Genomic DNA, 25,133 nt, shown 5'->3' on the forward strand with positions numbered 1-25,133 from the left:
GGCGGCCGGCGGGGGCCTCTCCCCGGCCGCCACTATGTCGCGCCGCGCGGCGCCCGCCCCCCCCCCGGGCCGGCGCCGGCCCGTTGTGTTCACCGGGCCGGCGCGGCCCGGGCGGCCCGTCCCCCAGCATCGACACCGAGTACCCGGGCCGTACGCAGTACCTGGCCCCCTGGTTGTAAGGGTCGACGTACACGGGCCTGTGAACCGCCGCTACGACAGCCGGGCCGACGGAGAACACATCGATCGGAGCGGCTTCGTGGGAGCACCGGTGGAGGAGTGGGAACAACTCCGCTGACCCAGTGGGCCCGCTGACCCGTTGACCGGGGCCGGCGGAGTTGTGGCGGGCAGAAGCCCGCCGCGTTGGTTTCCTCCCCCTTCGGCGGTCGCCGAGGGCCACGGCGCCCCACTCGACACCTTCGCGGTGGCCCTGTGCCAGGGGCCGCGCCCCTGCCGGTCAGGCGCGCGTCTGCGGCCGGCCGACGCCACCCGGGTGGCCGGGGTCGGTCAGGGGGACCAGTTCGCCGGTGCAGTGTCCGCAGCGAGTGGCCCGGGCGGGGACGGGGTTGAGGCAGGCGGGGCAGTCCCGCTTGTCCGCCTGCACATCGTGGTGCGGGGCGAAACGCTCATGGAGTTTGTTGACCGGCAGGACGACGAGGAAGTAGAGCGCGGAGGCGATGAGCAGGAAGCTGATCGTGGCGTTGATGAAACCGCCGTAGGGGAAGATGGTCCGGCCTATGGTGAAGGTCTTGCGGCTGAAGTCTCCCGTCGCACCGGCGGCCAGACCCACGAACGGGGTCAGGAACGCCTTGACGAACCCGTTCACGACGGCGGTGAAGGCGGCACCGATGACAATGCCGACAGCCAGATCAACCACGTTCCCACGCAGGATGAAACTGCGGAACCCTTCCAGCAAACCCTTCACCGGCTGTTTCCCTTTCGTGTCCCGCCACACGGTGTGGTCGGCGCTATGTCGCCCTCGGCGTGCTCAGGTCACGTGTTGCCCGCCTGGATACGGCTACACCGCGAGGTTCGGGCCGTGGGACGGCCACCGACACACCTGGCGGAGCCACCGCGCCGGGGCGGAGCCGCGCGCGGGCCGGTGGCGCGGAGGCCGGCGGCGAGCTTCATGGGCGGGGCACATACCGACCGCCAGTGCCGCCCGTGTTTGCGGTTTCGGACACCCTTGAAGAATGAAGCGTGGCTCGGAACCGCCATGAGGAGCGGGCTTCCACACCACCGGGACGACCTGCCCGGAGCAGGCGTCGTACCACCGGGCAGCGGGGGCGCCGGACCGGAAAGTAACGTACAGCCATCTCACGAGTACAGCGCGGCGTTTCCCGCGCTGACCTGGGGATCGCGTTGCGGACACCGCAGGGCACAGCAGCCGGACGGAGTGCCGGATACCGCCTTGGGTGTGGCACTCCGGTGGGCCAAGACTTTGCAACTGTCACTGGAGGAACCGCACCGCCCGGGGCCGGACCCGGGTGCCGGCGGTCAACCGATGAGGAGACGACTGTGAAGCTCGCTCGTATCGCCGCCACGGCCCTGTTCTCGTATAGCTACGGCGAGGGGACAAGTAACTCAGTGTGATTTCAGGGCCTCTGTTTGAGTGTGGGGCTCGGGGACTGCTCCGTTGTTCATGGCGGCGAAGTCGGCGTGTGCGGCCTCGATGGCTTCGGGGTACGCCTCGCGCTTGGCGTGCTCGGCGAGCGCCCGGTAGATGCTGGCGACGGAGGGGTTGTGGCCCTTGCGCTTGCCGGTGGGGATGAACAGGTCGGGCTGGATCTGCTCGACCGACTCGCCGCCCGCACGGCGCCGCAGCACGGTGTGGAGCATGTCGTCGGTGATGACCGGGGGCCGGCCGCCGTGCTTGCCCTTGCGGGCCGCGGTGTCGAGTCCCTCCAGGGTCGACTCGCGGATGTTCTCCCGCTCGGTCTCCGCCATCGCCGCGAAGAACGCGAACAGCAGCTTCCCCGGGCCGGTGGGGTCATAGATGCCGGGCAGGGGCCCGGCGAGCATCTCCAGGGCCAGGCCGTGGGCGGTGAGGTGGTCCGCCAAGGCGGTGAGTTCGGCCGCGTCGCGGCCGAGCCGCTTCATCTCGTACACGGTGAAGATGACCCGGCAGTGCGGGGCGTGCGCCTTGACCTCCCGCGCCGTCCGCAGCGCCTCCTCGAACTTCGGGCGGACCCGCACCCGGATGCTGATCTTCTCGCTGAAGATCTTGTCGCGGGGGATGCCGTGCCCCGCGAGCGCGTCGAGCTGGGAGTCGAGTTCCTGCCCGAGCGTCGAGCACCGCGCGTAGCCGAGGCGGATGTCCGCAGAACCCGTTCTCACTCAAGAGCGGGGCAGACCTCCTTCTGAGACTTGCCCCAGAACGCGTCCTCGGCGGCCGGGCGGCGGAGAACAGCCACACCTCGGTGATCTTGCCGTGGCTGGCCGACATCGGTCTCTGCCCACAGCCACCGTCGGTGCAGGCTGGGCGACGGAGTGGGCGAGGCTGTCGTGGAGAGGCAGGGAGCCGTCCAGTCCAGTCGCCTCCAGCAGATGCTGAACAGCGGCCTCCAGCTCACCAGCCGGAGGCCGCCGAATCGCTGCCTCGCCTGGGATTCGCCTCCCTCCACCACGGCCGCTTCGGGACTCCAGCGGCGGCAGACGCGTGCCGGAGGGCCGGCGTATCAGGGCCTTGGGGTGGCGTGGTCTGTCGCGCTCGCCGTGGCGAAGCATGAGATGGACTCGGCGGCCAGGGCGAGGGATGTGTCGCTTGCCGGGTCGCCGGGTCCGTCGACAATCCTGAGTTCGGCGCTGGGCCATTCCTGCGCGAGTTCCCAGGCTGTGACGGGCGGGTGGGCGAGGTCGAGCCGACCGTGGATGAGGACGCCGGGGATTCCGGCGAGCTTGACGGCGTCGCGGATGAGGGCGCCCTCGCCGGTCCAGGCGCCGTTGGCGTGGTAGCGGGCGGAGGTGCGGGCCACTGAGGTCTGCTCGTCGAGGGGACGCTCGCTGAGTTCGGCGAGGCCCTGGTGGGTGCCGCCTGCGGTGTGGACGGTGTCGTGCCAGCGGCTCCAGGCGCGGACCGCGCGTTCCCGGACGGCGGGGTCCTCGTCCTGGGTGAGGCGTTCGTAGGCGCGGACGACGTCGTCGTACGGTCCGGCGTCAGCGGCGGCGAGAAACTCCTGCCACTGGCCGGGGAAGAAGCGGTTCAGGCCGCGGTAGGTCCAGTCGGTCTCGGCGCGCCGGGACGTGGTGACGCGGGAGAGCACGATCTCGGTGACGCGCTCGGGGTGTGCCTCGGCGTAGGCGAGCGCGAGGGTGGAGCCCCAGCCCTCCGCGTACAGCAGCCACTGCTCGATGCCCAGATGCTCGCGCAGACGCTCGATGTCGTCGACGAGCGTCCAGGTCTTGTTGTGCCGCATCGCTGTGGCGGGGTCGGCGGCGCTGGGGGTGGAGCGTCCGCTGCCGCGCTGGTCGAGCAGGACGGTCCGGTAGCGGTCAGGGTCGAACAGGCGGCGCTGTTCGGGGCGGGTGCCGGCTCCGGGGCCGTCGTGGACGACGAGGGCGGGCTTGCCGCCGGGGTGGCCGGAGGTCTCCCAGTGAACGAGGTTGCCGTCGCCGACGTCGAGCAGGCCGCTCGCGTACGGCTCGATCGGGGGAAACAGGCTCATGGCGGGGTGTCCTCTCCGTGCTCGTCCGGCGGGATGCCGGAACCACCCGGACAAACATCACGGAAAACCTGATTATTTCCCGTGAGGATCTGGGCTCAGCCGGTGGCGCCGCTGCGTCGGGCGTAGGCGCGGGCGGCTCGGGCCCGGTCTCCGCAGCGTGTGGAGCACCAGTGGCGCCGGCCGTGTGTGCGCAGGAGGAACCGGTCGCAGGGGGCGGAGCCGCAGGCCGCGAGGAGGCCGGCGTCCGGGCCGGTGAGCAGGTCGGCGGCGTCGGCGGCCAGGGTCGCCAGTGCGTGGTTGACGGCTTGGTCGGTGGGGTGGGCCTGGATGCGGCGCAGCCCCTGGGCGCCGTCCCAGGCGAGGAGGGGGGCGGTGGGTACGGCCGTGAGGGCCTCGTTCACCGCGTGCAGGGATTCCTCGGGCGGGGTGGTGGTGTCGACGCGGGAGGCGAACAGGGCGCGGATGTGGGCGCGCAGGGTGCGCATCCGCTGTGCGCACACCTCGTACAGCTGCACGTCCGGGGTGGTCAGGTCGTGGGCGGCGAGCCAGCGCATGGCGGATTCCGGGGCGGCGAGCAGGTCGTAGCTCTGGCTGGCGGGCAGGGTGGCGGCGGTGTCGGCGAAGTCCAGGGAGCGGTACCGGTCGGCCCCCGGCGCCGGGGGCAGAGCGGTCGGCGCCACGTCGGCGGCCAAGGGGTCGTCCATGCCTCTCATGGTAGCGCTTGCGTTTTTCCGTGATGCTTGCCTAACCTGGAATCACGTTAACCGCAGGTTTTTTTCGTGAGAAACGGAGATGTGATGTCCCAGCTCAACGCCAGCCAGTTCCCGGTCCGCACGTTCGGCGGTCCGACCGCCCTGTTCGAGTACGGCGGCCTGCGCTTCCTGACCGACCCGACCTTCGACGGCCCCGGCGACTACGCCTCGCCCGGCCCGACCCTGACCAAGACCGCCCCCTCCACCACCACTCCCGCCGACCTCGGCCCCATCGACGTGGTCCTGCTCTCCCACGACGAGCACGCCGACAACCTTGACACCTCCGGCCGCGCCCTGCTCGCCGACGTCCCCCTCACTCTCACCACCCCCGGCGGCGGCAAGCGCCTCGGGGCGAAGGCCAAGGGCCTGGCCGACTGGGAGACGGTCGAGCTGGAGCGGCCGGGCGGCGGCACCATCACGGTGACCGGAGTCCCTGCCATCCATGGCCCCGGCGCGCGTGAGGAGGTCGAGCCCTTCGCCGGCCAGGTCGTCGGCTTCGTCCTGACGGGCGAGGGACTGCCGACGGTCTACGTCAGCGGCGACAACGCCTCGCTCGACGCGGTCAGGGAGATCGCCGAGCGCTTCGCCCCGATCGACACCGCCCTCCTGTTCGCCGGCGCACCCCGCTTCCCCATGCTCTTCGACGGTGGGCTGATCGTCCTGAACAGCGCCCAGGCCGCCGAGGCCACCCGGATCCTTGACGCCCGCCGCGTCGTCCCGGTCCACCACGACAGCTGGGCCCACTTCACTGAGGGCCGCGACGAGCTGGAGGCCGCCTTCGCCGCCGCCGGCCTGACCGACCGCCTGGACCAGGACTGGGCACAGCGCGCCTGAGCCCGGAACGCCGTCCAGGAACCGAGACCTCGTGCCAGGGTCGGGGCCCGCAGCACACCGAGCCCTGCCCCCGGCAGCGACCCCTCGCGGCGTCCCCTGCACCCTGCCAGAACGACAGAGAAGGACCCGATCACATGTCCACCGGAACCAATGCCAACCTCGTACACCGCTTCTACCAGGCCCTTCAGCAGGGCGACTACGACACGCTCACCGGCATGTTCCACCCGGGCTTCGTCTTCTACCCCCAGATCGACAACCCCCGGCCCGGCGCCGCAGGGTTCATCGACGCGGAGAAGAAGCACGTCGACGCCTTCCCCGGCATCCGCCTGACGGTCCTCGACACCGTCGCCGAAGCCGACAAGGTCGGCGCCTACGTCGTGGTCGAAGGAGACCAGGGCGGCGACTACTACGGCATCCCCCCACGCGGAGCGCACATGCGCTTTTCCATGTTCAACCTGTTCACGTTCAAGGACGGCAAGATCATCGAGAAGCGGGCTCACTACAACCTCGCCGACATCATGGACCAGCTCACGGCCGGCTCCGCCGCCTAACGACACCGGCCTCGACAGGGCCACGCCCTGCGCCCCCACCTGGAGCGAAACGCTCCGACTGCCCATACCTAGAACCGCGGCGTCACCTTCTGGCCGATGCCGCATCGCCCTGCGGCCTACGCGGGCCGGGCACCGCCCTGGCCGTGGAGGCCAGGCCCAGCTCCAGGCGGCTGTTCATGTCCAGCTCGAAACGGCCGTAGGGGTTCACGTGCGTCCAGAACAGTGGGGACAGGGCCCGCCGGTCGACGTCGGTGAGGATCTCGGCTACTTCTCGTCGGCGAGGACCTGCTGCATCAGCAGCGTGTTGACGTGCACGAGGGCGGACTGGAGCAGGTGCAGGGCGAGCATGGACACCTCCTGGGATTCCTTGTCCGCCCCGGCCAGGTCGCCGTCCTTGCCGTAGAAGAGGTCCTTGTTCGCGCTGTTCCAGTTCTCCACCACCTGCAAGCCCTCATGGATCTCCTGGCGCAGCTCGATGTCTGCGAGGTAGTCGCAGACGAATGCCGTGCGGACCGCCCGCCCGAGTTCTTCGATCGCCTGGTAGGTGGGGTGCTTGGGCCCGCCACGGGTGAAGCGGCGCAGAACCTGTTCGGGCTCGGCGGTGCCCAGGCGCAGGGCGGTGGTGTACTTCACGATCTGGTCGTACTGCTGGCGGATCAGGTCCCAGTTGATCGTCTTGGTCGACAGCACCGGCGCGAGGTGCGGCCAGGTGTCGTCCTCACCGGCGGCCGGACGGTACAGCTTCGCGGAGCCGATGTTCTTCAGCCTCGGCATCAGCTTGAAGTCGAGCATGTGGGCGAAGGCGAAGCCGACTATGGACGCGCCGTGGGTGTCGGTGTACTGCCGGTCGACCTCCATATCGGTGCAGTGCCGCAGCACGCCCTCGATCATCGAGGCGACCTCGGAGGCAGAGCAGGACGTGAGCTGGGAGTAGATGCACACCGACTTCCGCTCGACGTGCCAGTAGATCATCACGCCGGGGCCCCGGTAGCGCTGGTGCGGCTGGCCCAGGGCCGCGTAGTGGACGTCCCGGTTGTCCTCGAAGTCGGCGGGCAGGTCGTCCTCCGGGTTGCGCCACCGGTTCGCGCCCACCACCCAGATCTCCCGCCGACGCAGCGCGTCCCGCAACGATACGAGCACGCACAGCTCGTACGGGATGCGCTCCACCAGGCCCTTGTCGTCCACCACCGCCGCCCGCCACTGCTCGGGCACCACGCCGTCCAGCGGCACCGTCTCCGCCGGATCGAAGAACGCGCCCTCCTTCAACGGCTGCTCCAGATACCGCTGGAGCAGGTCGATCGCGTCCATCACCGGCCGGTAGGCGGTGTTGTTGCACTTCAACTCCAGCGCCCGCAGCAGCGGCGACAGCATCCGCCGCCAGTGCGCCGAGTACGAGGAGCGCAACACGGTGCGGACCCGGGCCTTGTAGCGGGCCTCGTTCGCCGCGGCCTCCGCCGCCAGGGCCTTGAGCGTCTTCTCCCCGCCGACCACCGGGAAGATCACCCGCCGCACCGTTCCGGACGGCTCCGACAAGGCCGCCTCCGCGACCCGCAGCAGCATCGCCTCCTTGCCGCGGACCTTCTTCAGCTCCGCCCCCAGCTCCTTCTCGACCCGCCGCTCCGCCCGCGTGTTGATCTTCAGCACGAGCTGGATGAACAGATCCACCAGCGAGTCGGTGATCTCCGTCTGCCGCACGTGGCACAGCGTCGCCAGCAGTGTCAGGCGCCGCGGCGGCTTCATCCGCTCCAAGTTCGCCGGGTACTCCTTCGAAGCCCGCGCCCGCCAGGCGTCCACCAGCTTCTCCGACACGTCCGCGAACAGGTCCGCGGGCAGCTCCAGGCGCCGCACCCGCTCCAGCTTGTTCACCTCCGCCAGCAGACTCTCCAGGCCCGGGGCGCCGGGGTCGGTCTTCAACTCCGTGAAGTGCGACCGCCCGCCCCCGACCGCCGCGCCGTCGCCGTCGGCGCCCTGCTCGCTTCCGTCGCCCGCGACCAGGTCCTCCAGCCGCGAGCGCGTCGCGTGGCTGAGCCGGTCCAGCGTGCTGCGGCAGAACCGCTTCTCGAAGTCCTTGACCGCCTTGCCAACCAGCCGCCGCACCTGCCCGGGCGCCGGGGGCTCGACGTGGTCGTTGCGGCACCGGGCCACCACCGCGGCCGCCAGCCGGTCCCGCGACAGCTCCACTGGACACAGCTCGGTCGCCAGCCACGCGGCCAGCCGGTCCTGGTCCTCCTCGGTGTTCGCCCGGAACCCGTACGCCGCCCGGATCTCGCCCCGATGCCGCTGGATCGCCTTGCTCTGCCAGTCGTACTCCGCCCACGCCCCGGCCGGGACCTTCACCTGCTGGGCCACGTACTCCACCGCGGCGGCCGGCACCTCCTTGGCCGACTCCGGGAACCGGGCCTCCACCTCGAAAAACTTCAGCAACAGCGCGAACCCGAGCCGGGTCGCCCCGGACTTGTTCCGCACCCGCTTCATGTCGTCTTCCAGCGCAGCGTCCAGACCTCGATCAGGTCCTCCGGCTCCCAGTCCTGCCGCACCCGTACCCCTCCGCCCCGACCGAGATCACTCGTTCAGCTCAACGAGGCGCCCAGCCAGGAGAAACGAGCACCAGGGCAATCACACAGCGCTACATGTCCGTTCGCCGTAGCTATACGAGAACAGGGCCGCCACCACCGGTCTCGTCGCCGCTCTGGCCGGCTCGGCCGTCGCACCGGCGGCGGCACAGCAGCACGGCTCCAGCAGCCCCCACAGCTACACCTGCTCCAACCAGGGCGGGGGACCGGACCACACCGTCAACTGCTCCGGTCTGATCACGGTCAACAACGTGCTCAACGGCACCACCGTGAACGTCGGCGACATCAACGTCCTGTCCGGCAACCAGCTCGACGACCTCGAAGTGGCCCTGGTCAACGTCGCCGACAACAACGTCAACCTCCCCGTCACCGTGCAGTTGGCGAACCTGGAGGTGGCCACCGTCAACACCTACCTCAGCAAGTTCGGCATCACCGTCCTGCCGGTCAACGTCAAGATCTGCGCCGCCGGCGTCTGCGTCTGACCCGCGCCGGAACACGCAGCACCGAGCCCCTGATGACCGCCGGCCCGCCCCGATTCCGGGCGGGCCGCGCCATGTCCGGCACGCCGCCGTGTGGGCTCAGGCATGCCTACCTGTTGTTCCCACTGGGTCCGGGTGATTGCCTGTGCGACCTCGCCGTGCTCGGGCACCGGGACGGCCTCCGGCCCGTTCCCGGTGAAGTACCGGACGAGGCACGGGGCCGGCCTTCTCCATCACGCGTCGCGACGCCGTGTGCCGACCGTCATGCACGTCGTCGTTCTCCCTTTCCCGGGTGTCCACGGGGAAGTCGGGGCCGACCCAGCCGGGCGTCTCCTTCCCACGGCGCGACGGGATGCCGGACGGGTGGGGCCGGCACGAACGCATGTTGGTGGTTCCGTCGGCTTTATGGGTGGTTTAGCGGCTCCCGTGCTGATTATCCGCCCTGCCGGTCTTCGCGCCTTGTGAGCATGGGGTTCCCCTCCCGGTACCGAACGGTGTGGGAGGACACCCTCCGGACCCGTGGTTCCGGCACGCATACGGGAGATCCCTTGCAGCCATCCACCCCCTTCCGGCGGGCCGCCGCCCTGTTGGCCACGGCGCTCGCCGTTCTGGCCACCACGGCGCTGGCCCCGCCGCCCGTCGGCGCATCGGCCGGCACTGTGTCGCGCGTGCCCAGTGCGTCCGGGCCCCGAGCCGTCCAGCCCTCCGACCCGCTGACGTCCACCATGGCGAAACTGAACGCCAGTGAGGAGATCCCGGGCACCGCCTGGGGGGTGGACCCCGTGCTCGACCGGGTCGTCGTCACCGCCGACCGCACCGTGACCGGCACGAAGCTGTACAAGCTCATCAGGATCCTCCAGCCGCTCGGCGACACGGTGGCGCTGAAGAGGACCGCCACCGAGCTCAGGACGCTCATCCAGGGCGGTGACGCGATCTACGGGCGGGACCATTCAGCGCGCTGCTCACTCGGCTTCAACGTGCGGCGGCAGGGGGCGCCCGACGGGTTCCTCACCGCCGGGCACTGCGGGAACCTCGTCACCAGCTGGGCGGAGACCGCGGGCGGGCCGGAGATCGCGAGGACCGTCGGCTCCAGCTTCCCCACCAACGACTACGCGCTGGCCGAGTACACCGCCGACGTCCCCCACCCGAGCTCCGTGAACCTCTACGAACACGGTTCGCTCCCCATCACCGGGGCTCGCGACGCGGTGGTGGGCGACCGGATCGGACGCAGCGGTTCCACCACCCATGCCCGCTTCGGCACCGTCACCGCCGTCAACCAGACGGTGACCTACCCGGAGGGCAGGGTCACCGGTCTGATCCGGACCGACGCGTGCGCCGAGCCCGGGGACAGCGGCGGTCCCCTCTTCACGTACGACCCGGACAACCCACCGGAGAGCTCCACCGCCCTAGGACTCCTGTCGGGCGGCGACGGCGACTGCCAGTCGGGCGGGAACACCTTCTACCAGCCGGTGACGGAGCCTCTCGGCGTGTACGGGGCGACCATCGGGTGAACCGGGAACGCGCCGTGGGGGGTACGGCGGCGGAGCCCCATGGGACGGGCCGGTGCCCGCGTCCACCGTGGCCGGTGACAGCGGCCGTTCACCGTGGGCCGGGCGGCGGGGGGGTCACGGCATGGCCGAGCAGGTGTAGGGGCGCCGCTCGGACACCCGCCGTCTGCACCGCCTCCCAGTAGGCGAGAGCACGGGCGCCGTCGACCAGGCCGTGGACCAGGGGCAGGCCGGGCACGGTGGCGTGGAGCAGGGACTCCAGACGGCAGGAGGCGATCGTGCCGGGCAGCCGCGAACGCGCCGCGTATCCGGCGACGGCGGCGGGCGGGAGCCCTTCGGCGACGTACTGTTCGGTCTCCCCGACGGACAGCAGACCACCGCCCACGATCAGCACATCCCGTCGCCGCCGCATCCGGGCCAGCGCGCGGGCGGTGTCGAAACAGTGCGGGAAGGAGTCGTCGACCACGACGGTGCCCGGGCGCAGCCGGTCGACGTCGAGTACGGCTGTGGTGCCGCTCACCGCGGTGACGATCAGGTCCGCCTCGTACACCGCCGGGGGCAGCGCGCGGGCCGCACCGGACTCGGCCGTCGCCACCTGATCGGCCAGTCCCCGGTCCCGCAGCGACGCGGCGAGTTCCTCCAGGCGGCCTTCGCTGCCGGCGAGGTCGCACAGCAGCAGCCGGGCGGGCGGGCGCGGGGCGCGGCTGAGCAGCAGTTCGAGGGAGGAGGTGCCGATGGACCCGAGCCCCACCACCGCGACGCTCAGGTCGGCGAGGTCGCGGCCCTGCGCGCCGAGGGCCGCGTGGACGGTGGTGACCACCGACACCGCGGTGGCGGCGTGGCCCGTGGTGACGGCCGTCGTCCCGCCCGCCGTACGCACCACCTCGAAGCCGTAGCCGGTCAGCGCCGGGATCATCCCCGCGAGGGAGACGCACCGGGCGCCGAGGGACGCCGCGTGCGCCACGGCACGGGCCGTGTGCCCGGTGAGCGTCCTTCCGGCGGTCAGCTCGTCGGCGAACAGCGGCAGTGCCACGAACATGGAGCGGCCCAACGGGGTGTCGATCTCCTCCAGCAGACGGGGGGCGCCGTCCGGGAAGATCAGCGCGCGCAGACTCTCGCGCGACAGGGCGTTCGCCGGCAGCCCGGCGAGCTCCGCCAGGTGCCGCGGGGACGGCAGGTAGCCGACCAGCGCCGCGTCCGCCGAGGGCCGGCGGGGGTGTCGGGAACGGGTCGGTCGCGGGGCAGCGGCCCGGGTGAGTTCCTCCCGCAGGGCGTCGGTGAGCGCCGTGAACGCCCGCGGGGTGAACGCGGCGGACGCGGCGCGCAGCGTGACCCGCAGCCCGTCCTCCAGCGGCCGGACGGTGACGAGGACATCGGTGCCGACGGGTGGCGGGGCGAGCTCGGCGTCGTCCTCCCAGTCGAGGGTCAGGGTTTCGCCGGACAGCGGCCCCAGGGCCGAAAAGTCCAGGAAGGTGAAGAAGAACTGGGCCGTGGCGGGCAGACCGCCGGACAGCTCGCCGTCGGGACCGTACGTCCGGGCGGCGACGGCCTCGGCGGCCACCCTGCGCAGGTCGTCGTCGAAGGACCGGCCGGGCGGGCGGGCCCCGGCGGCGTCCGGTGGGGCGGGGCGCACGGGGACCGCGGCGGCGAGCGGACCGAACAGGCCGGCGACGCCGGGCAGCGCCCGGTCGCGGCCGGTGACCGCCAGACCGACGACGAGGTCGTCCTGCCCCGTCAGAGCGGCCAGGGTCCGGTAGTAGGCGGTCAGGACCGGGGCGTACAGGGTGGCGCGGACGGCCGCCGCGCGGTGGCGCAGCCCGTCGGTCAGCTCCGCGTCCAGGGTGAACCCCGCGGACCGGAAGGCGGCCCGCCGCCCGTGCTGCCCGTCCGCCTGCCGTGCTGCCTCCCGTGACACCGCCCGGCGAAGGTCCGGTCGTCGGTAGGGGGCTCGCTGCCCGCGGTGCCAGGCGTCGGCCGGCAGGCTCGCGTCCCGGTCGGTGGGCCGGCGCCGGAGCAGGTCGGCGTAGTCGCGGAAGGTGGTCCGGGGCGCGGGCAGGCCGGCCGGCTCACCGCGGTCGAACCGGTCGTAGACGGTCAGCAGTTCCCGGGCGAACAGTGCCGCGCTGTACCCGTCACCGATGAGGTGGTGGGCGTGGACGACGAGGATGTGCTCCTCGGGAGCGGTGCTCAGTACCCGTAGGCGCAGCAGGGGCCAGGCCCAGGGTTCCAGGGGACGCCGGCGTTCCTCGGCGATCCGTTCCTCCGCCAGGGCGGCCGAGGACAGGGTCTCGAAGACGACCGGGAGCCGCAGCGTGGGCGGCAGCTCCTGCTGCACCGGCGGACGGGCACCGGCGGGGAACACCGTGCGCAGCATGGCGTGGCGTGCCACGAGGACGTCGACCGCCCGCTGGAGGAGATCGGTGCGCAGCGGCCCGCGCAGGCGCAGTCGCGCCAGCCAGGCCGAACCGGACCCGGGCTCGACGGCCTCGGCGAGGAGGAAGCCGCGCTGCGTCGGGGTGAGGGGGAACGCCCCGGGACAGCTCACACCGTCGGCCACCCGTCCCGGCCCGCGGGATCCGGCCGCCACCGACTCGGTGGGGTGTTCAGCGCCGGGGTTTTCCTCAGTGGTGTCTTCCTCGGTGGTGCCTTCCTCGGTGGTGCCTTCCTCGGTGGTGTCTTCCTCGGTGGGTCCGCTCACCGCGGGCGCGGCGGCGGGTGCCACTGGCGGGTCCACGGGGGCGGGGACGGCGGACCCGCCATCGGCGGTCGGCGCGACGACCCCCTCGACGGCGGCCCGTGCCGTCGCGGTGTCCACGGCAGCGGCGAGTCCGGCCAGGGTGCTGTGCGCGTAGACGATCGTGGGCCTGGGGAGTACGGAGTCCCGCCCCTCCTGGGCCCTCTCCTTCTCCAGCCGCTCGAACACCTCCAGGACGAGGATGGAGTCCCCGCCCAGCTCGAAGAAGTCGTCCTCGCGCCCCACGGCGGACACGTCGAGCAGTTCCGCCCAGATGCGGGCGAGACCGCGTTCGGTCGGTGTGGACGGTGGTGTCCTCACGGTGCCCTGGGCGGTGGACGGTGCCTCGTCCGACGCCGTTGCGGGTGACGGAGCCGGTGCCGGAGCCGGTGCCGCTCGGTGGCTCCGGTCGGCGGCCGGGGCGGCGAGTCGACGGCGGTCGACCTTCCCCGTACCGGTGAGGGGCAGCGCGTCGGTGAACCGGAACCGGGCGGGGACCATGTACTCCGGCAGGACGTCCGCGAGATGGGTGCGCAGGTGTGCCGGATCGGGCCGGGGGCCTGAGGCCCGTGGCTCGACGAAGGCGGTCAACCGACCGCGCAGGAGCACCACGGCGGCACGCGCGACCTCGGAATGGGTCTGCAACACGGCCTCGATCTCGCCCGGTTCCACCCGGTGACCACGGATCTTCACCTGGTCGTCGACGCGGCCCAGGTACTCCAGCAGCCCCTCGGAGGACAGGCGGACCCGGTCGCCGCTGCGGTACCAGCGCCTGCCGTCGCGGTGGGTGAACGCGGCGGCGGTGAGCCCCGGCTCGCCGAGGTAGCCGGGGGTGAGTCCGGTACCGGCGATGAGGAGCTCGCCCGGTTCGCCCGGTGCGCAGCACCGCCCGTCCTCAGCGACCACCGAGACCTGGGTCCCGGTGACGGGGCGGCCGATCGGGATGCCGCGTACACCGTCGTCGGGACGGGCATCGATGATGTGGCAGGTGGCGTTGATCGTCGTCTCGGTGGGCCCGTAGAGGTTGGTGATGCGGTGCCCGGGGCCGAACAGGTCGTACCACCGCCGGACGTGGGCGGGGGACAGCGCCTCGCCGCCGACATGGATCCAGCGCAGAGCCGACAGGTCGGGCCGTGGGCCGCCGCGCCGGACCCGGTTCTCGGCCGCCGCCAGCAGCCGCTCCCACAGTGTGGGCACCGAGCTCCAGACGGTGATCCGGTCGCGGGCCACCCGGTCCAGCAGTGTCTCGGGGTCGCGGACCAGCTCCCGGGACAGGGTGTGGACGGTGGCGCCGACGAGCAGGGGTGCCAGGAGCTGGCGCACGGAGGCGTCGAAGTAGACGGAAGCGGTCTGGGCCAGGCGGTCACCGGCGCGGTAACCGAAGGTGTCCAGGGCCCAGTCCAGGTAGTTCGCCATCGACCGGTGGGTGATCGGCACCGCCTTCGGCCGGCCGGTGGAGCCGGAGGTGAAGATGACGTACGCGATGGCGTCGGGGTCGGCGGGGGTGTGCGCCGGCTCGTTGTGCGGGACCGGTGACGGGTCGTCGGCCGCGACGGGAACGATCCCGTCCAGCGCTTCGGCCACCGCCCGGGTGGCCGCGTGGCAGACCACGGCCCTGGCCGTGGACCGCCGGAGCTGGTCGGTCAACCGCGCGGTGGGATGGGCGGCGTCCAGCGGGACCCATCCCGCGCCGGACCGCAGGATGCCCACGACGCCGACGACGGTGTCCGCCCCCGGTTCGGTGAGCAGCCCCACCAGGTCGCCCGGGCCGACCCCGCGGGCGCGGAGCCTGGCGGCGAGCGCGGCCGACGCGCGGTCGAGTGCCGCGTACGACATGGTGGTCGCGCCGCTGTCGACGGCGGTGCGGCCGGCGTCGGTCAGGAAGCGGGCGCACAACCGGTCGACGATCCCCGGCGAGGCGGCCGTTGCCGCGGCACGGGGGACCGTCGCCATGCCCGCAGGTCCCCCGCTGGCGGCCGGTGCGGACGCGAAGTGCCCAGTGCGCTGGGTGGGTTCGGCGGGTGCGCTGTGCCCAGTGTGGTCGGTGGGCCCAACGGGCTGGGCGGGTGCGCTGTGCCCAGTGGGGTCGGTGGGCCCAGTGCATTCCATGGGCCCAGTGGATTCCGTGGACCCAGTGGGTTCGGCGGAGTCCGTGGAACCGGCCACCTCGGCGGCTTCCGCCAGCGCGGCGAGGTGTTCCCGCGCCAGGCGCTCCACGGTGTCGCGGGTGAACAGCCGGGCCGGGTAGTTCCAGGAGAAGTGCAGGTCCTCGCCGTTCTCCCAGCACAGCAGGCTCAGCCGGGTGGCCGCCGAGGCGGTGCGTGCGGCGACCGGGCTCACCGCGACGGGGCAGTCGGCATCCAGGCTCACCGGGAACCGGGCGAAGCTGAAACCCGCCGGTGACGCGGTGCGCGGCCCGGCCCCCGTGGCGGGCGAGAGCTTGGCGAGGTCGACGCTGCTGGGCCGGGCGTGCCGCTCGGCGTCCAGCCAGCCGCGCCGCAGGCGCTCCGCCAGAACCGCCAGCGGTTCCCGCGGGTCGACTTCGGCCAGGAGCGGCAGGGTGTCGGCGAACGGTCCGACGATCCGGTCGGCGTCCGCCGACCGGTTCTCACGGCTGGCCCGGGCGACGTTGACGACGATGTCCCGCCGGCCGCTCCAACGCGCCAGGCATCGGACGTGCACGGCCAGCAGGAGGTGGAACAGGGAGACGTCGTGGGTGGCCGCGCAGCGACGCAGGGCCGCGGTGAGGCCGGGCCGGAGGGCCACTTGGTGCGCGGCCAGGGGTGGTACCGGCGCTCCCCGCGGCTCACCGTCCCAGGGCAGTCGCAGCGGCTCCCCCCGGTCGGCCAGCGCGTCGCGCCAGTACCGCCGGTCGTCCTCGAACGCGGCCGTGGCCCGTTCCGCCTCGACAGCGCCCACGTGGTCGGCGAACCCGGCGCGCAGCGGCGGCAACCACGGTGTGCGGCCCCGCGCGAACGCGGTGTAGGCCGACCAGAGTTCCTGGCCGAGGACGTTCAGGCTGAACCCGTCGGCGGCGGCGTGGTGGACGACCAGCAGCAGGTGGGCCAGGTCGGCCCCGTCACGCAGCAGCACCGCGCGGACCGGCGCCTCGGCCGCCAGGTCGAAGGGCCGGTTGCACAGCTCGTCCTCGGCCGGCTCCACCGGGCCCCGCAGGTCGCGGACCTCGTACCAGGGCGGGGCGGTCATGGGCGCGGGCGGTTCCGCCCGCTGCCGCGGGCCGGAGCCGCCCGGTCGGATCCTGACGCGCAGCATCGGGTGCCGCTCGGCGAGCAGCGCGAGCGCCCGTCCCAGCAGGGCGGGGTCGAGTGGTCCGGTGACGGTCTGGCGCACGTAGGCGTACGCCGTGACATCGGGGTGGAGCGTGCCCTGGGCGTGGAAGGCCCGCTGCACCGGGGTCAGCGGGAAGGGGTCCCGGTCGCCCGCCCGGGCACCGGCCGGCGCGGGCGGCGCGGGCGGCGCGGGGGGCGAAGGCCGATCCGCTTCCGGACCTGCCGAGAGGTGGGCGGCCAGTTCGTCGATCGTGCGGTACTCGAAGAAGAGCGTGACCGGCAGGGGCCGGTCCAGTTCTCCCTCCAGTCGCCTGACCAGGTCGACGGCGGCGAGCGAGTCCAGCCCCATGCCGAGGAACGGCTCGTCGTCGGCCACCTCGCGGGGAGCGCGGTGCACCGCGTCGGCCAGCAGCCGGCGCAGGAGGTCCTTGATGCCGGGCCGGGTGGGGACGGTCGCGGCGGGAGTGCGCGGGCCCGTCTCCGTCGCGCCCCGGGGAACGGGTGGTTCGCCGTCCGCCCGGCCGAGGGCCGGGAGCGGGGGCTCGGCGGGGCAGGGGGCGGCGGTCGGCCCGGCGGGGACGGGAGCGACCGGTGCGGGCGCAACGGAGGGAGGAGCGACAGGGGCAGGAGCAACTGGGGCGGGAGGGGCGGTCGGGCCGGCTGGTGCCGTGGCGGTGGTCAGGTCGGCCACCAGGAGCTGGGCGGCGTCCACGCCGCACGCCGCGCGCAGGGCCGCCAGGGCGTCGGCGGTCGGCAGCGGCGTGACCCCGCGGGCCGCGACGGCCGCGCGCAGACCCGGTTCGGCGGCCAGCCCGGTCTGGGCGAAGGCGGCGAAGTTCAGCGCCTGCCACGGCCGCCCGGCCGCCCGTTCCGCTGCGGCGAACGCGTCGAGGAAGGCGTTGGCGGCCGCGTAGTCGCCGAGCGCGCCGGCCAGTCCCGGCAGCACCGAGACGACCGAGGAGAAGGCAACCCGGACGGCCGGGCGCTGCCCGTGCCGCTCCAGCGCCCGGGCCAGCAGGTGGCTGCCGCGCACCTTGGCCGCGAGGACGCGGTTCATCTCCTCTGGGGACTTGGCGCGCAACGCGCCGGGGCGGACCACGCCGGCGGCGTGGAACACCCCGTCAAGCGGCGGCAGGCCCGTCATCAGCGTCTCGGCGCCGGCCTCGGCCGACACGTCGGCGCTGCGGTACTCCACCTCCGCGCCGAGCGTCCGCAGCTCGTCCAGCAGGCCCCGGGGCGGACGGGCGGACCGGCCGGTGAGCACCAGGGTGGGACGGCCGCGGCCTGCCAGGTCGCGGGCGAGTGCAGCGCCGACGCCGCCCGCGCCGCCGGTGATCAGGTAGGCGCCGTCCGGCGGCAGCGGGACCGGTCGCGGCGGGCCGTCGGTCACCGGGGCCGGGACGCGGGTCAGGCGGCGGTCCGCCCGCCACGCCACCGCACCGGTGCTCCCCGGGGTGTCCCGCAGGCACAGTTCCCGGTCCAGCGCGTCGACGCGGGCGGCGAGGGGGTCGGCCGACGACAGATCGGCGCCGCGCACCTCCAGTTCCGGTGTCTCGTCGGACAGCGCCAGGGCCAGACCGGCCAGCAGCGCCTGGGCGGGGCGCGGACGTTCGGGGGCGGCGCCGGTGACGTGTACGTCCTCGGTGACCACCAGCAGCCGGTGGCAGCCCGGACCCAGGCGCGGCAGCAGGTCGCGCACCGCGGCCAGCGCGGCGTCCCGGGCGGCGTCGAGCGCCTCGGGGGTGTCGCAGTCGACGGCGGGTCCGGCCAGCAGCAGGGTGGTGTGCGCGTCCGGGCCGGCCGGCGGCGCCCCGCCGTCCCGGTGGGTCCCGGCCTCCTGGTGGGTCCCGCCGTCCCGGTGGACCTCCACACCGCGGCCGGTGAGCCGATCGGCCAGGACGCGGGCCAGGGCGGAGTCGGGGCCCACCAGCCGTACCGCCCGCGGCTGGTCGCCGGGCCGTCCGGGCGTGTCGCGCCAGACGAGCCGGTGCAGGAGCGGGGCCCGTGTGGGTTCGGGCCAGTGGCGGCGGCGCTCGAACGGATACGTGGGCGCGGTGACCGCGGCCCGCCCGCCGCCGTGGCGTGCCGTGTGGTCCAGGTCCACGCCGTGCGTCCACAGCCGGCCCACGCCCTCCAGCAGGGCGGCGCCGGCGTCCGCCGGGCCGGAGCCGCCGGCGACGAGCGGCAGCGCGGCCACTTCGCCCGCCGGCGCCCGCCCGGCCGCGACGGCCCGGACCGGGCCGCAGAGGGTGGAGCCCGGGCCGAGTTCCACGAAGGTGTCGTACCCGTCGTCCAGCAGGCGGGTGACGGCGGCCCCGAACCGCACCGGCCGCAGGGCGTGCCGGCGCCAGTGCGCCGGGTCCGGATCCGGCTGCCACCGGGCGGTGACGGTGCTCAGCAACGGCACCGAAGGCCGGCCGGGCGCCAGTCCGGTGGCCGCCGCGGTGAGCGGCTCCGCCACCGGTTCCATCATCGGCGAGTGGAAGGCCCGCGAGACATCGAGCCGGCGGGCCGGGACACCGTCCTCGGTGAGCCGGGCGACGGCCCGGTCGACCGCCTCCGGGGTACCGGCGATCACCACCTGCCCGGGTCCGTTGTCGGCGGCCAGGCACAGGGCGCCGGCCGATTCGGCCAGCAGCACGGCGACGGTGTCGGGCCCGCCGCGTACGGCGGCCATCGCGCCCGGCGCGGTGAGGCCGCCCATCAGCCTGCCGCGCTCGGCAGCGAACCGGACGGCATCGGCGAGGGTCAGTGAACCGGCGACGCAGGCGGCGGCTATCTCCCCCACGCTGTGGCCGGCCACCGCGTCCGGGGCCACGCCCCAGTCCCGCAGTTGGTGGGCGAGTGCCACGCCGAGCGCCACCAGGAGCGGCTGGGCGACCTCGGTACGGGCCAGGTCGGCGGGCGGCGCGTCGGTGTCCAGGCACCACTGGGCCAGGGTGCGTCCGCGTACCGGACCGACGAGGGCGGACGCCTCCTCCAGCACGTCGCGGAAGAGCGGGGCCGTCCGGTACAGGGAGCGGCCCTGTCCCGACCGCGGGGCGCCCTGACCCGGGAACAGGAACACCACCCGGGGCCGGGACCGGGCGACCCGGCCCTCCGGCCCGGCCTCCAGCCGTTCGGCCAGGTCCCCCCGCGCGACCAGCGCCAGGCGGTGCCGGCCGTGGTCGCGGGCCGTGGCGACGGCCGCGCACACCTCGCCCTCGTCCAGTTCCGGGTGGGCGCGCAGATGGACGGCGAGGTCGCGGGCGGCGACCCGCAGGGCCGTGGCACTGCGCGCGGACAGCGTCAGCAGGTGGGGCCCGTCCGCCCCGCGCGGGGAGCGGACGGCCGGCGCGGGGGCCTGTTCCAGGACGGCGTGCGCGTTGGTGCCGCCGAACCCGAAGGCGTTGACCCCCGCGAGCAGCGGTCCCGGAGCGGTCCACGCGCGGTGGGCGGTGACCACCTCGAAGTGGCCTTCCGCGCCCTCGGGGAACGGTGCCGGCGGGGTGTGGTGCAGGGAGGCGGGCAACTGCCGGTGCCCGAGCGCCAGCACCACCTTGACCAGGCCGGGCAGGCCGGCGGCGTTGAGCAGGTGCCCGACATTGGTCTTCACCGAGCCGATCCAGCGCGGCGTACCGTCGCGGCGCGGCCCGAACGCCCGGGCCAGGGAGCGCAGTTCGACCGGGTCGCCGATCGCCGTACCGGTGCCGTGCGCCTCGATGTAGGAGACGTCGTCCGGGTCGACGCCCGCGTCCCGGTACGCCTGGACGACGACTTCCCGCTGGGTGAGCGCGTTGGGCGCGAGCAGGCTCAGGGACCGGCCGTCGTTGTTCACGGCGGTGCCGCGTACCAGGGCCAGGACGGGGTCGCCGGCCCGGTGCGCGTCCTCCAGGCGGGCCAGGACGATCGCCGCGCCGCCCTCCCCGGTGACGAGTCCGTCCGCCTCGGCGCCGAAGGCGCGGCAGCGCCCGGTCGGTGAGAGTGCCCCCACGCCTTCGAGGAGCTGGTGACCGGTGGGAGTGAGGGTGAGGTTGACGCCGCCGACGACGGCGAGGTCGCACTCCCCCGCCTGAAGGCTGCGGCGTGCCAGGTGCAGGGCGACCAGCGCGGAGGAGCAGGCCGTGTCGACCGCGAGGGCGGGCCCGGTCAGGTCCAGGCTCTGCGCCACCCGGGCGGCGACCAGGTTGGGCAGGTTGCCGGTGAGCGCCGCGGGCGGCAGCCCGCCGTCCGGGGCGGCTCGGGCCAGCAGTTCGCGGTAGCCGTTCTCGCCGGTCACGGCGAACACGCCGACGCGGCGGCCGGCCCGCCGCCGGCCCGCGTAACCGGCGCGCTCCAAGGCCTCGTGGGCCAGTTCCAGGAAGATCCGGGCCTGCGGGTCGATGGCCCGGGCCTCCTCCTCGCCGATGCCGAAGTAGCCGGCGTCGAAACCGGCCGGGTCCGCCAGGAAGGCGCCCCAGCGGGCCGCGCCGCCGGGCGCGGCCGTCCAGCGGTCCCGGGGTGTTTCGGTCACGGCGTCGTGGCCGGCCGCGAGCTGGTCCCAGAAGGCCTCCGGGGTGTCCGCGCCGGGGAAGCGGCAGGCCATGGAGACGACCGCGACGCCGGCCGGGGTGGCGTCGCCGGCGGGAGCGCCGGGCCGGCTCCCACGGGTGGCGGCAGGGCTTGTGGCACCGGTCGCGGCAGGGGCGGCAGACCCGTCGGCACCGGCAGGGGCAGAGCCGTCGGCACCGGCGGTGACAGGGGCGGCGGGGCCCTCGGCGCCGGCAGGGGCGGGCCTCGGGGCACCCGTGGCGGCAGGGGCGGCGGGTGCCGCGCCCGGGGCGGACGCTCCGGGCCCCGGCGGCCCGGAGCGGTCACCGTGGGCGAGTACGTACCCGGCCAGGGCGGCCACCGTGTCGCAGTCGCGCAGGACGGCGGGCGGCACGGTCACCCCGAAGGCGTCCTCCAGCGCGGCGAGCACCTCCATCGCCTTCAGCGACGAACCGCCCAGGGCGAGGAAGGGGTCGTGCGGGCCGATGGCGTCCTCGGGCAGTTGCAGCACCCGGGCCCATACGCGGGTGACGGCCTGTTCCGCCTCCCGCCGGGACCTGGGCGTGCCCTGGGCGGGCGGCGGCACCGGCCGCCCCGGGGACGGCGGCCGGGCCTCGCGGGGCGGCGTCCAGCGCTCCTCGATCCGCGCGTAGGCCCCGGCCGCGAAGCGGTCGCGCAGCAGGCTCCGTCGCAGCTTCCCGCTCGTCGTCCGGGGGAAGCGCCCGGCGGGCAACGGCAGTACGCGTACGTCGTCGTGGGCCAGCGCCCGCCGCACGCGCGCCGCCACCCGGCCGAGCACGGCCGCGGCGTCGCCCGGCGGCCTGGCCCACTGGACGAAGACCACGACGCGCTCGGCGCCGTCGGCCGGGTCCGTGGAGCCGACCACCGCGGTCACGGCCGAGGGCAGGCCGGGCGTGCCGGCGGCCACCGCCTCCAGGTCGGGGGCGTGGAAGGTGCGGCCGTTGACGAAGAGCACGTCCTTGTGCCGGCCGGTCACGCACAGCCGGCCGCCGCGCAGGAAGCCCAGATCACCCGTGCGCAGCCAGCCGTCCGCGAACACCGCGCCGGTCGCCTCGGGGTCCTCCCGGTAACCGCGGGCGACCTGCGGCCCGCGCACCCGTACATGGCCCACCCGCCGGTCGTCCAGCGGCCGGCCCGCGTCGTCCACCACGCGCACCTCGCAGCCGGGCACCGCGGACCCGACGTCCATCAGCTCCACGGCGTCCGGGCCCGGCGCGGCGTCCACCGCCCGGCCGCGGCTGAGCGCCGCCCGGTCCAGCGACAGCGGTACGGCGAGTTCTCCCGGCGGCGGGAAGGTGACCGCCAAGGTGGCCTCGGCGAGGCCGTAGACCGGTTGCGGTGCCCGGGGGTCGAGCCCGGCCGGGCCCGTCGCGCGGACGAAGCGCCGCCACACCTCCGGGGAGATCGGCTCGGCGCCCACCAGGAGCAGCCGCACACTGCTGAGGTCGAGCCGGGCGAACACCTCGTCGGGGATCCGCCGCACGGCCAGCGCCAGGGCGAAGTTCGCCGCCGACAGCAGCGTGGCCCGGTGCCGGGCCGCGGCCTCGAACCACAGGGCGGGCCGCTTGGCGAACGACAACGGTTCCACCCTGACCTGCTTGACACGCGCGGCCAGCGGGGCCAGATGGGTGCCGATGAGCCCCATGTCGTGGAAGTACGGCATCCAGCTCACGACCACGTCCTCGGGGACGAGGGCCGCCGCGGCCCGGATCTGCCGCAGGTTGGCCAGCACACTCGCGTGGGTGAGCTCGACGCCCCTGGGCGCGCCCGTACTGCCCGAGGAGAACTGGACGAACGCCACGTCACCGGGCGCGGGGGACGGCAGGCAGGCAGGCGCGGTTCCCGCGCGCAACTCGGCCAGCCGCAGGGGCCGTACGCCGGGGAGGCCGGCCAGCAGCGGAGTGGTGGCCTCGTCGACCACCACGGGCGGACGGCCCAGGGACTCCCACACCGGCCGGACCCGGCGGGCCTCGGGAGCGAGCGGGACCGGCACCAGGCCCGCCGCGAGCGTGCCCCAGAACATCGCCTGGAAGTCGTCCCCGCGGTCGGCGAGCAACGGCACGCAGGTACCCGGCGCCAGACCGGCGGCGAGGCAGCCGCCGGCGACCCGCAGGGCCTCGTCCCTCAGCTCCGCGAAGGTGACCGCCCGTTCACCGCCGTCGCCGCGGACATGCACGACGACCTGCTCGGGGGCGTCCCGGGCCGCGTCCGTCAGGATCTCCAGCAGGGTCGTCCCACCGTTCGGCCCCGCCACCGGATGCGCCCCGCCCATGATCGACCAACTCCGTTGCCTGCTCGCTCCACCGGCCGCCCACGCGGTGCGGGACGATGAACATACCCGCCGCACCCCGTCCCCCGGACGAGCGGGCTGCGGCACCCGAGTCCGGTGCCCGGCGCGCCTCGTATGCTCCGCGCGGGGCCCGTGACGAGGCGGGGCCGGGAAAGGGCGGGGCCGGGAAGGGGCGGGGCGATGTGGGACGGGATCGAGCTCTGGCCGCGCAAGGCCGGTGGGCTGCTGATGACGGGCTTGCTGCTGGCGGGGCACGCGGTCGCTCGTGAGCACTGGTGGCCGCCCTTGCGCGTGCTGCTGCTCCTCGCCGGTTGCGCGGCGGTGCTGGGCTGCGCGAGGCAGACGTGGCAGCTGACCCGCAGCCGGGAGTCCGCCAGGACGGCTCTGAATCGTCTGGAGGCGGCTGCCGCGGGTGACGAGGAGACCGTGCGGCGCTGAGACCCGCCGCCTCGCCGTCCGCGAGCGGCACCCCCGGGCGCCCGGACGGGCCCGCCGCACGGGTGCGCCGGCCCGGACGGTTCGTCCGCACGACCGGAGACCCGGTGTGGCACGCGATCTCACCGTCCTGGTGGGTCGGCTCATCGTCCTGACGGGCAGGAGTGGCCGACCGGCGGCCGACCGTGCGCGGCGGTGTGAACTCCACGCGGGGGCAGGCCCGTCGGCGGGCGGGTCCGCGGCCCTCCCCGCGGGGGTGTGGGGATCGCGCGGGTGGGAGAGTGGGCGGGACCACCGTCCGCTGCACGGAAGGGAAATCACGACATGGCCGTCATCCATCGCACGACCCTCGAACCGGGCAAGCTCGAACTGCTCGCCTCCTGGCTGCCCTCCCGGCCGTGGTACCGCGGTGGCGGTGGCGGACCCGAACTGGCCAACGCCGGCGGATTCCGCCTGGACGATCCGCGGGGCGCGGTCGGCATCGAGTTCATCGTGGCCACCGACACCTCAGGGACCCTCCCCGACACCTACCTGGTACCGCTCACCTACCGCGGTGCCCCGCTCGACGGGGCGGACCACGCCCTGGTCGGGACCATGGAGCACGGGGTGCTGGGGCGGCGCTGGGTGTACGACGGCTGCCAGGACCCGGTGATGGTCGCCCAGTTGCTCGCCCTGATCGAGGGCCGGGCCGAGGCGCAAGACCAGAACGTCAGTGACAGCCCGGACCAGGACGTCACCCGCTCCTACACCGGTGGCGGCCCGGTGCCGGCGGACTTCACCGGGCCCGCCACCGACGACCGCGATGGCACCGAGCTGCCGGGCCCGGACGGTTCGGGCCTCCGCCTGCACCGGCTCCTGCGGCCGGTGGGCGACGGTCCGGTGCCCCTGCCGCCCGGAACGACCGGCCATGTGGCCGGCTCCTGGCAGCAGCCGGGCGGCGGCCGCGCCCGGGGCCTGTTCGCCGTGCTGCGCGCCGCCCGCCGGGTCTAGGCCCGGGTCCGTGCCCCGCCGGGCGGCCGGTGACGGCGGGGCCGTCGCCGCCTTGGCGGAGTCCTCCCCATGTTCACCTCGACGCCCGGGCGGCGCGGACACCGCGCCGTCGTCGCCCTCTGGCCGGGCACCGCCATGTCCTGACCGGCCGCGGTGCCCAGCGCGGTCCGGGCGCGGCGGCCGGTGAACCGAGCCCACCCGCGAGTCCGGGCCCCCGGACACGCGGGCCGACCGCGTGGAGCCGGTGCTCCAGCGGCTCCGGGAGCAGCGGAAGTGGGACCGGAGGTGTGCGCGCGGAGCTTCTCGCGCCGGGGTGCGAGCGGGAGCGGACCGGGCCGAAGGGCGAGCGGCTGGGCGGGACGCTCACCGTACGGGGCAGGGACGCGCGCCACCAGGCCGGTCGGTGTGTCACGCCCGAGGGTGCCCGCGTCGGCTCCGGGTCCGGGACGACGCCTGTGTCACGGCGTTCGCGCGGAGGGCCGGCCACGAGGTCCGTACCGACGGC

The 25,133-nt window shown here is 74.2% G+C and carries 12 protein-coding genes; 6 read left to right on the forward strand and 6 right to left on the reverse strand.

Annotation, left to right across the window (positions count from 1 at the left end):
- Positions 1 to 454 precede the first annotated feature (454 nt).
- The 4 genes from mscL to AB0H53_RS23085 all read right to left on the reverse strand — a co-directional run bounded on the left by mscL (position 455) and on the right by AB0H53_RS23085 (position 4,366).
- Positions 455 to 913, reverse strand: coding sequence for a large conductance mechanosensitive channel protein MscL (gene mscL / locus AB0H53_RS23070; protein ID WP_362116575.1), 459 nt, complete (start codon positions 911 to 913; stop codon positions 455 to 457).
- 668 nt (positions 914 to 1,581) lie between these two features.
- Positions 1,582 to 2,334: a recombinase family protein gene (locus AB0H53_RS23075; protein ID WP_362116398.1), complete on the reverse strand. Its 753-nt coding sequence runs from the start codon at positions 2,332 to 2,334 to the stop codon at positions 1,582 to 1,584.
- 341 nt (positions 2,335 to 2,675) lie between these two features.
- A complete protein-coding gene (gene pip / locus AB0H53_RS23080) occupies positions 2,676 to 3,662 on the reverse strand; it encodes a prolyl aminopeptidase (RefSeq protein ID WP_362116401.1) in 987 nt (328 codons plus the stop codon).
- Positions 3,663 to 3,757: 95 nt separating this feature from the next.
- Positions 3,758 to 4,366, reverse strand: coding sequence for an ABATE domain-containing protein (locus tag AB0H53_RS23085; protein WP_362116404.1), 609 nt, complete (start codon positions 4,364 to 4,366; stop codon positions 3,758 to 3,760).
- 93 nt (positions 4,367 to 4,459) lie between these two features.
- Between AB0H53_RS23085 and AB0H53_RS23090 the strand changes: the two genes are divergently transcribed.
- A complete protein-coding gene (locus AB0H53_RS23090) occupies positions 4,460 to 5,248 on the forward strand; it encodes an MBL fold metallo-hydrolase (RefSeq protein ID WP_362116578.1) in 789 nt (262 codons plus the stop codon).
- 134 nt (positions 5,249 to 5,382) lie between these two features.
- Positions 5,383 to 5,799, forward strand: a complete 417-nt coding sequence (locus AB0H53_RS23095) for an ester cyclase (protein WP_362116407.1) — start codon at positions 5,383 to 5,385, stop codon at positions 5,797 to 5,799.
- Positions 5,800 to 6,063: 264 nt separating this feature from the next.
- Here the strand turns inward: AB0H53_RS23095 and AB0H53_RS23100 are convergent, their stop codons facing one another.
- Positions 6,064 to 8,274 (reverse strand): Tn3 family transposase, encoded by a 2,211-nt coding sequence (locus AB0H53_RS23100; protein ID WP_362116410.1) that lies wholly within the window; start codon positions 8,272 to 8,274, stop codon positions 6,064 to 6,066.
- Between the two features lie 349 nt (positions 8,275 to 8,623).
- Between AB0H53_RS23100 and AB0H53_RS23105 the strand changes: the two genes are divergently transcribed.
- Together AB0H53_RS23105 and AB0H53_RS23110 are read left to right on the forward strand one after the other, a co-directional pair.
- Positions 8,624 to 8,854, forward strand: a complete 231-nt coding sequence (locus tag AB0H53_RS23105) for a hypothetical protein (RefSeq protein ID WP_362116413.1) — start codon at positions 8,624 to 8,626, stop codon at positions 8,852 to 8,854.
- A gap of 665 nt (positions 8,855 to 9,519) precedes the next feature.
- The gene (locus AB0H53_RS23110) at positions 9,520 to 10,362 is read left to right on the forward strand and encodes a S1 family peptidase (protein ID WP_362116416.1); all 843 of its coding nucleotides are present in this window, start codon (positions 9,520 to 9,522) and stop codon (positions 10,360 to 10,362) included.
- Between the two features lie 88 nt (positions 10,363 to 10,450).
- Here the strand turns inward: AB0H53_RS23110 and AB0H53_RS23115 are convergent, their stop codons facing one another.
- A complete protein-coding gene (locus AB0H53_RS23115) occupies positions 10,451 to 23,185 on the reverse strand; it encodes an amino acid adenylation domain-containing protein (protein ID WP_362116419.1) in 12,735 nt (4,244 codons plus the stop codon).
- Between the two features lie 198 nt (positions 23,186 to 23,383).
- On the opposite strand from AB0H53_RS23115, the gene AB0H53_RS23120 reads away from it, so the two are divergent.
- Positions 23,384 to 23,641 carry a hypothetical protein gene (locus AB0H53_RS23120; RefSeq protein WP_362116422.1) on the forward strand — a complete coding sequence of 86 codons (258 nt, stop codon included), beginning with the start codon at positions 23,384 to 23,386 and terminating at the stop codon, positions 23,639 to 23,641.
- 321 nt (positions 23,642 to 23,962) lie between these two features.
- The gene (locus AB0H53_RS23125) at positions 23,963 to 24,628 is read left to right on the forward strand and encodes a 1,4-alpha-glucan branching protein (protein WP_362116425.1); all 666 of its coding nucleotides are present in this window, start codon (positions 23,963 to 23,965) and stop codon (positions 24,626 to 24,628) included.
- Positions 24,629 to 25,133: the final 505 nt, after the last annotated feature.

Source organism: Streptomyces sp. NPDC050856, assembly GCF_040653855.1.
GTDB lineage: Bacteria > Actinomycetota > Actinomycetes > Streptomycetales > Streptomycetaceae > Streptomyces.

Bases quoted from the DNA above. Each gene is read 5' to 3' on its own strand.
- pip (WP_362116401.1), bottom strand. From the start codon at position 3,662: ATGAGCCTGTTTCCCCCGATCGAGCCGTACGCGAGCGGCCTGCTCGAC.
- AB0H53_RS23085 (WP_362116404.1), bottom strand. From the start codon at position 4,366: ATGGACGACCCCTTGGCCGCCGACGTGGCGCCGACCGCTCTGCCCCCG.
- AB0H53_RS23090 (WP_362116578.1), top strand. From the start codon at position 4,460: ATGTCCCAGCTCAACGCCAGCCAGTTCCCGGTCCGCACGTTCGGCGGT.
- AB0H53_RS23095 (WP_362116407.1), top strand. From the start codon at position 5,383: ATGTCCACCGGAACCAATGCCAACCTCGTACACCGCTTCTACCAGGCC.
- AB0H53_RS23100 (WP_362116410.1), bottom strand. From the start codon at position 8,274: ATGAAGCGGGTGCGGAACAAGTCCGGGGCGACCCGGCTCGGGTTCGCG.
- AB0H53_RS23115 (WP_362116419.1), bottom strand. From the start codon at position 23,185: ATGGGCGGGGCGCATCCGGTGGCGGGGCCGAACGGTGGGACGACCCTG.
- AB0H53_RS23120 (WP_362116422.1), top strand. From the start codon at position 23,384: ATGTGGGACGGGATCGAGCTCTGGCCGCGCAAGGCCGGTGGGCTGCTG.
- AB0H53_RS23125 (WP_362116425.1), top strand. From the start codon at position 23,963: ATGGCCGTCATCCATCGCACGACCCTCGAACCGGGCAAGCTCGAACTG.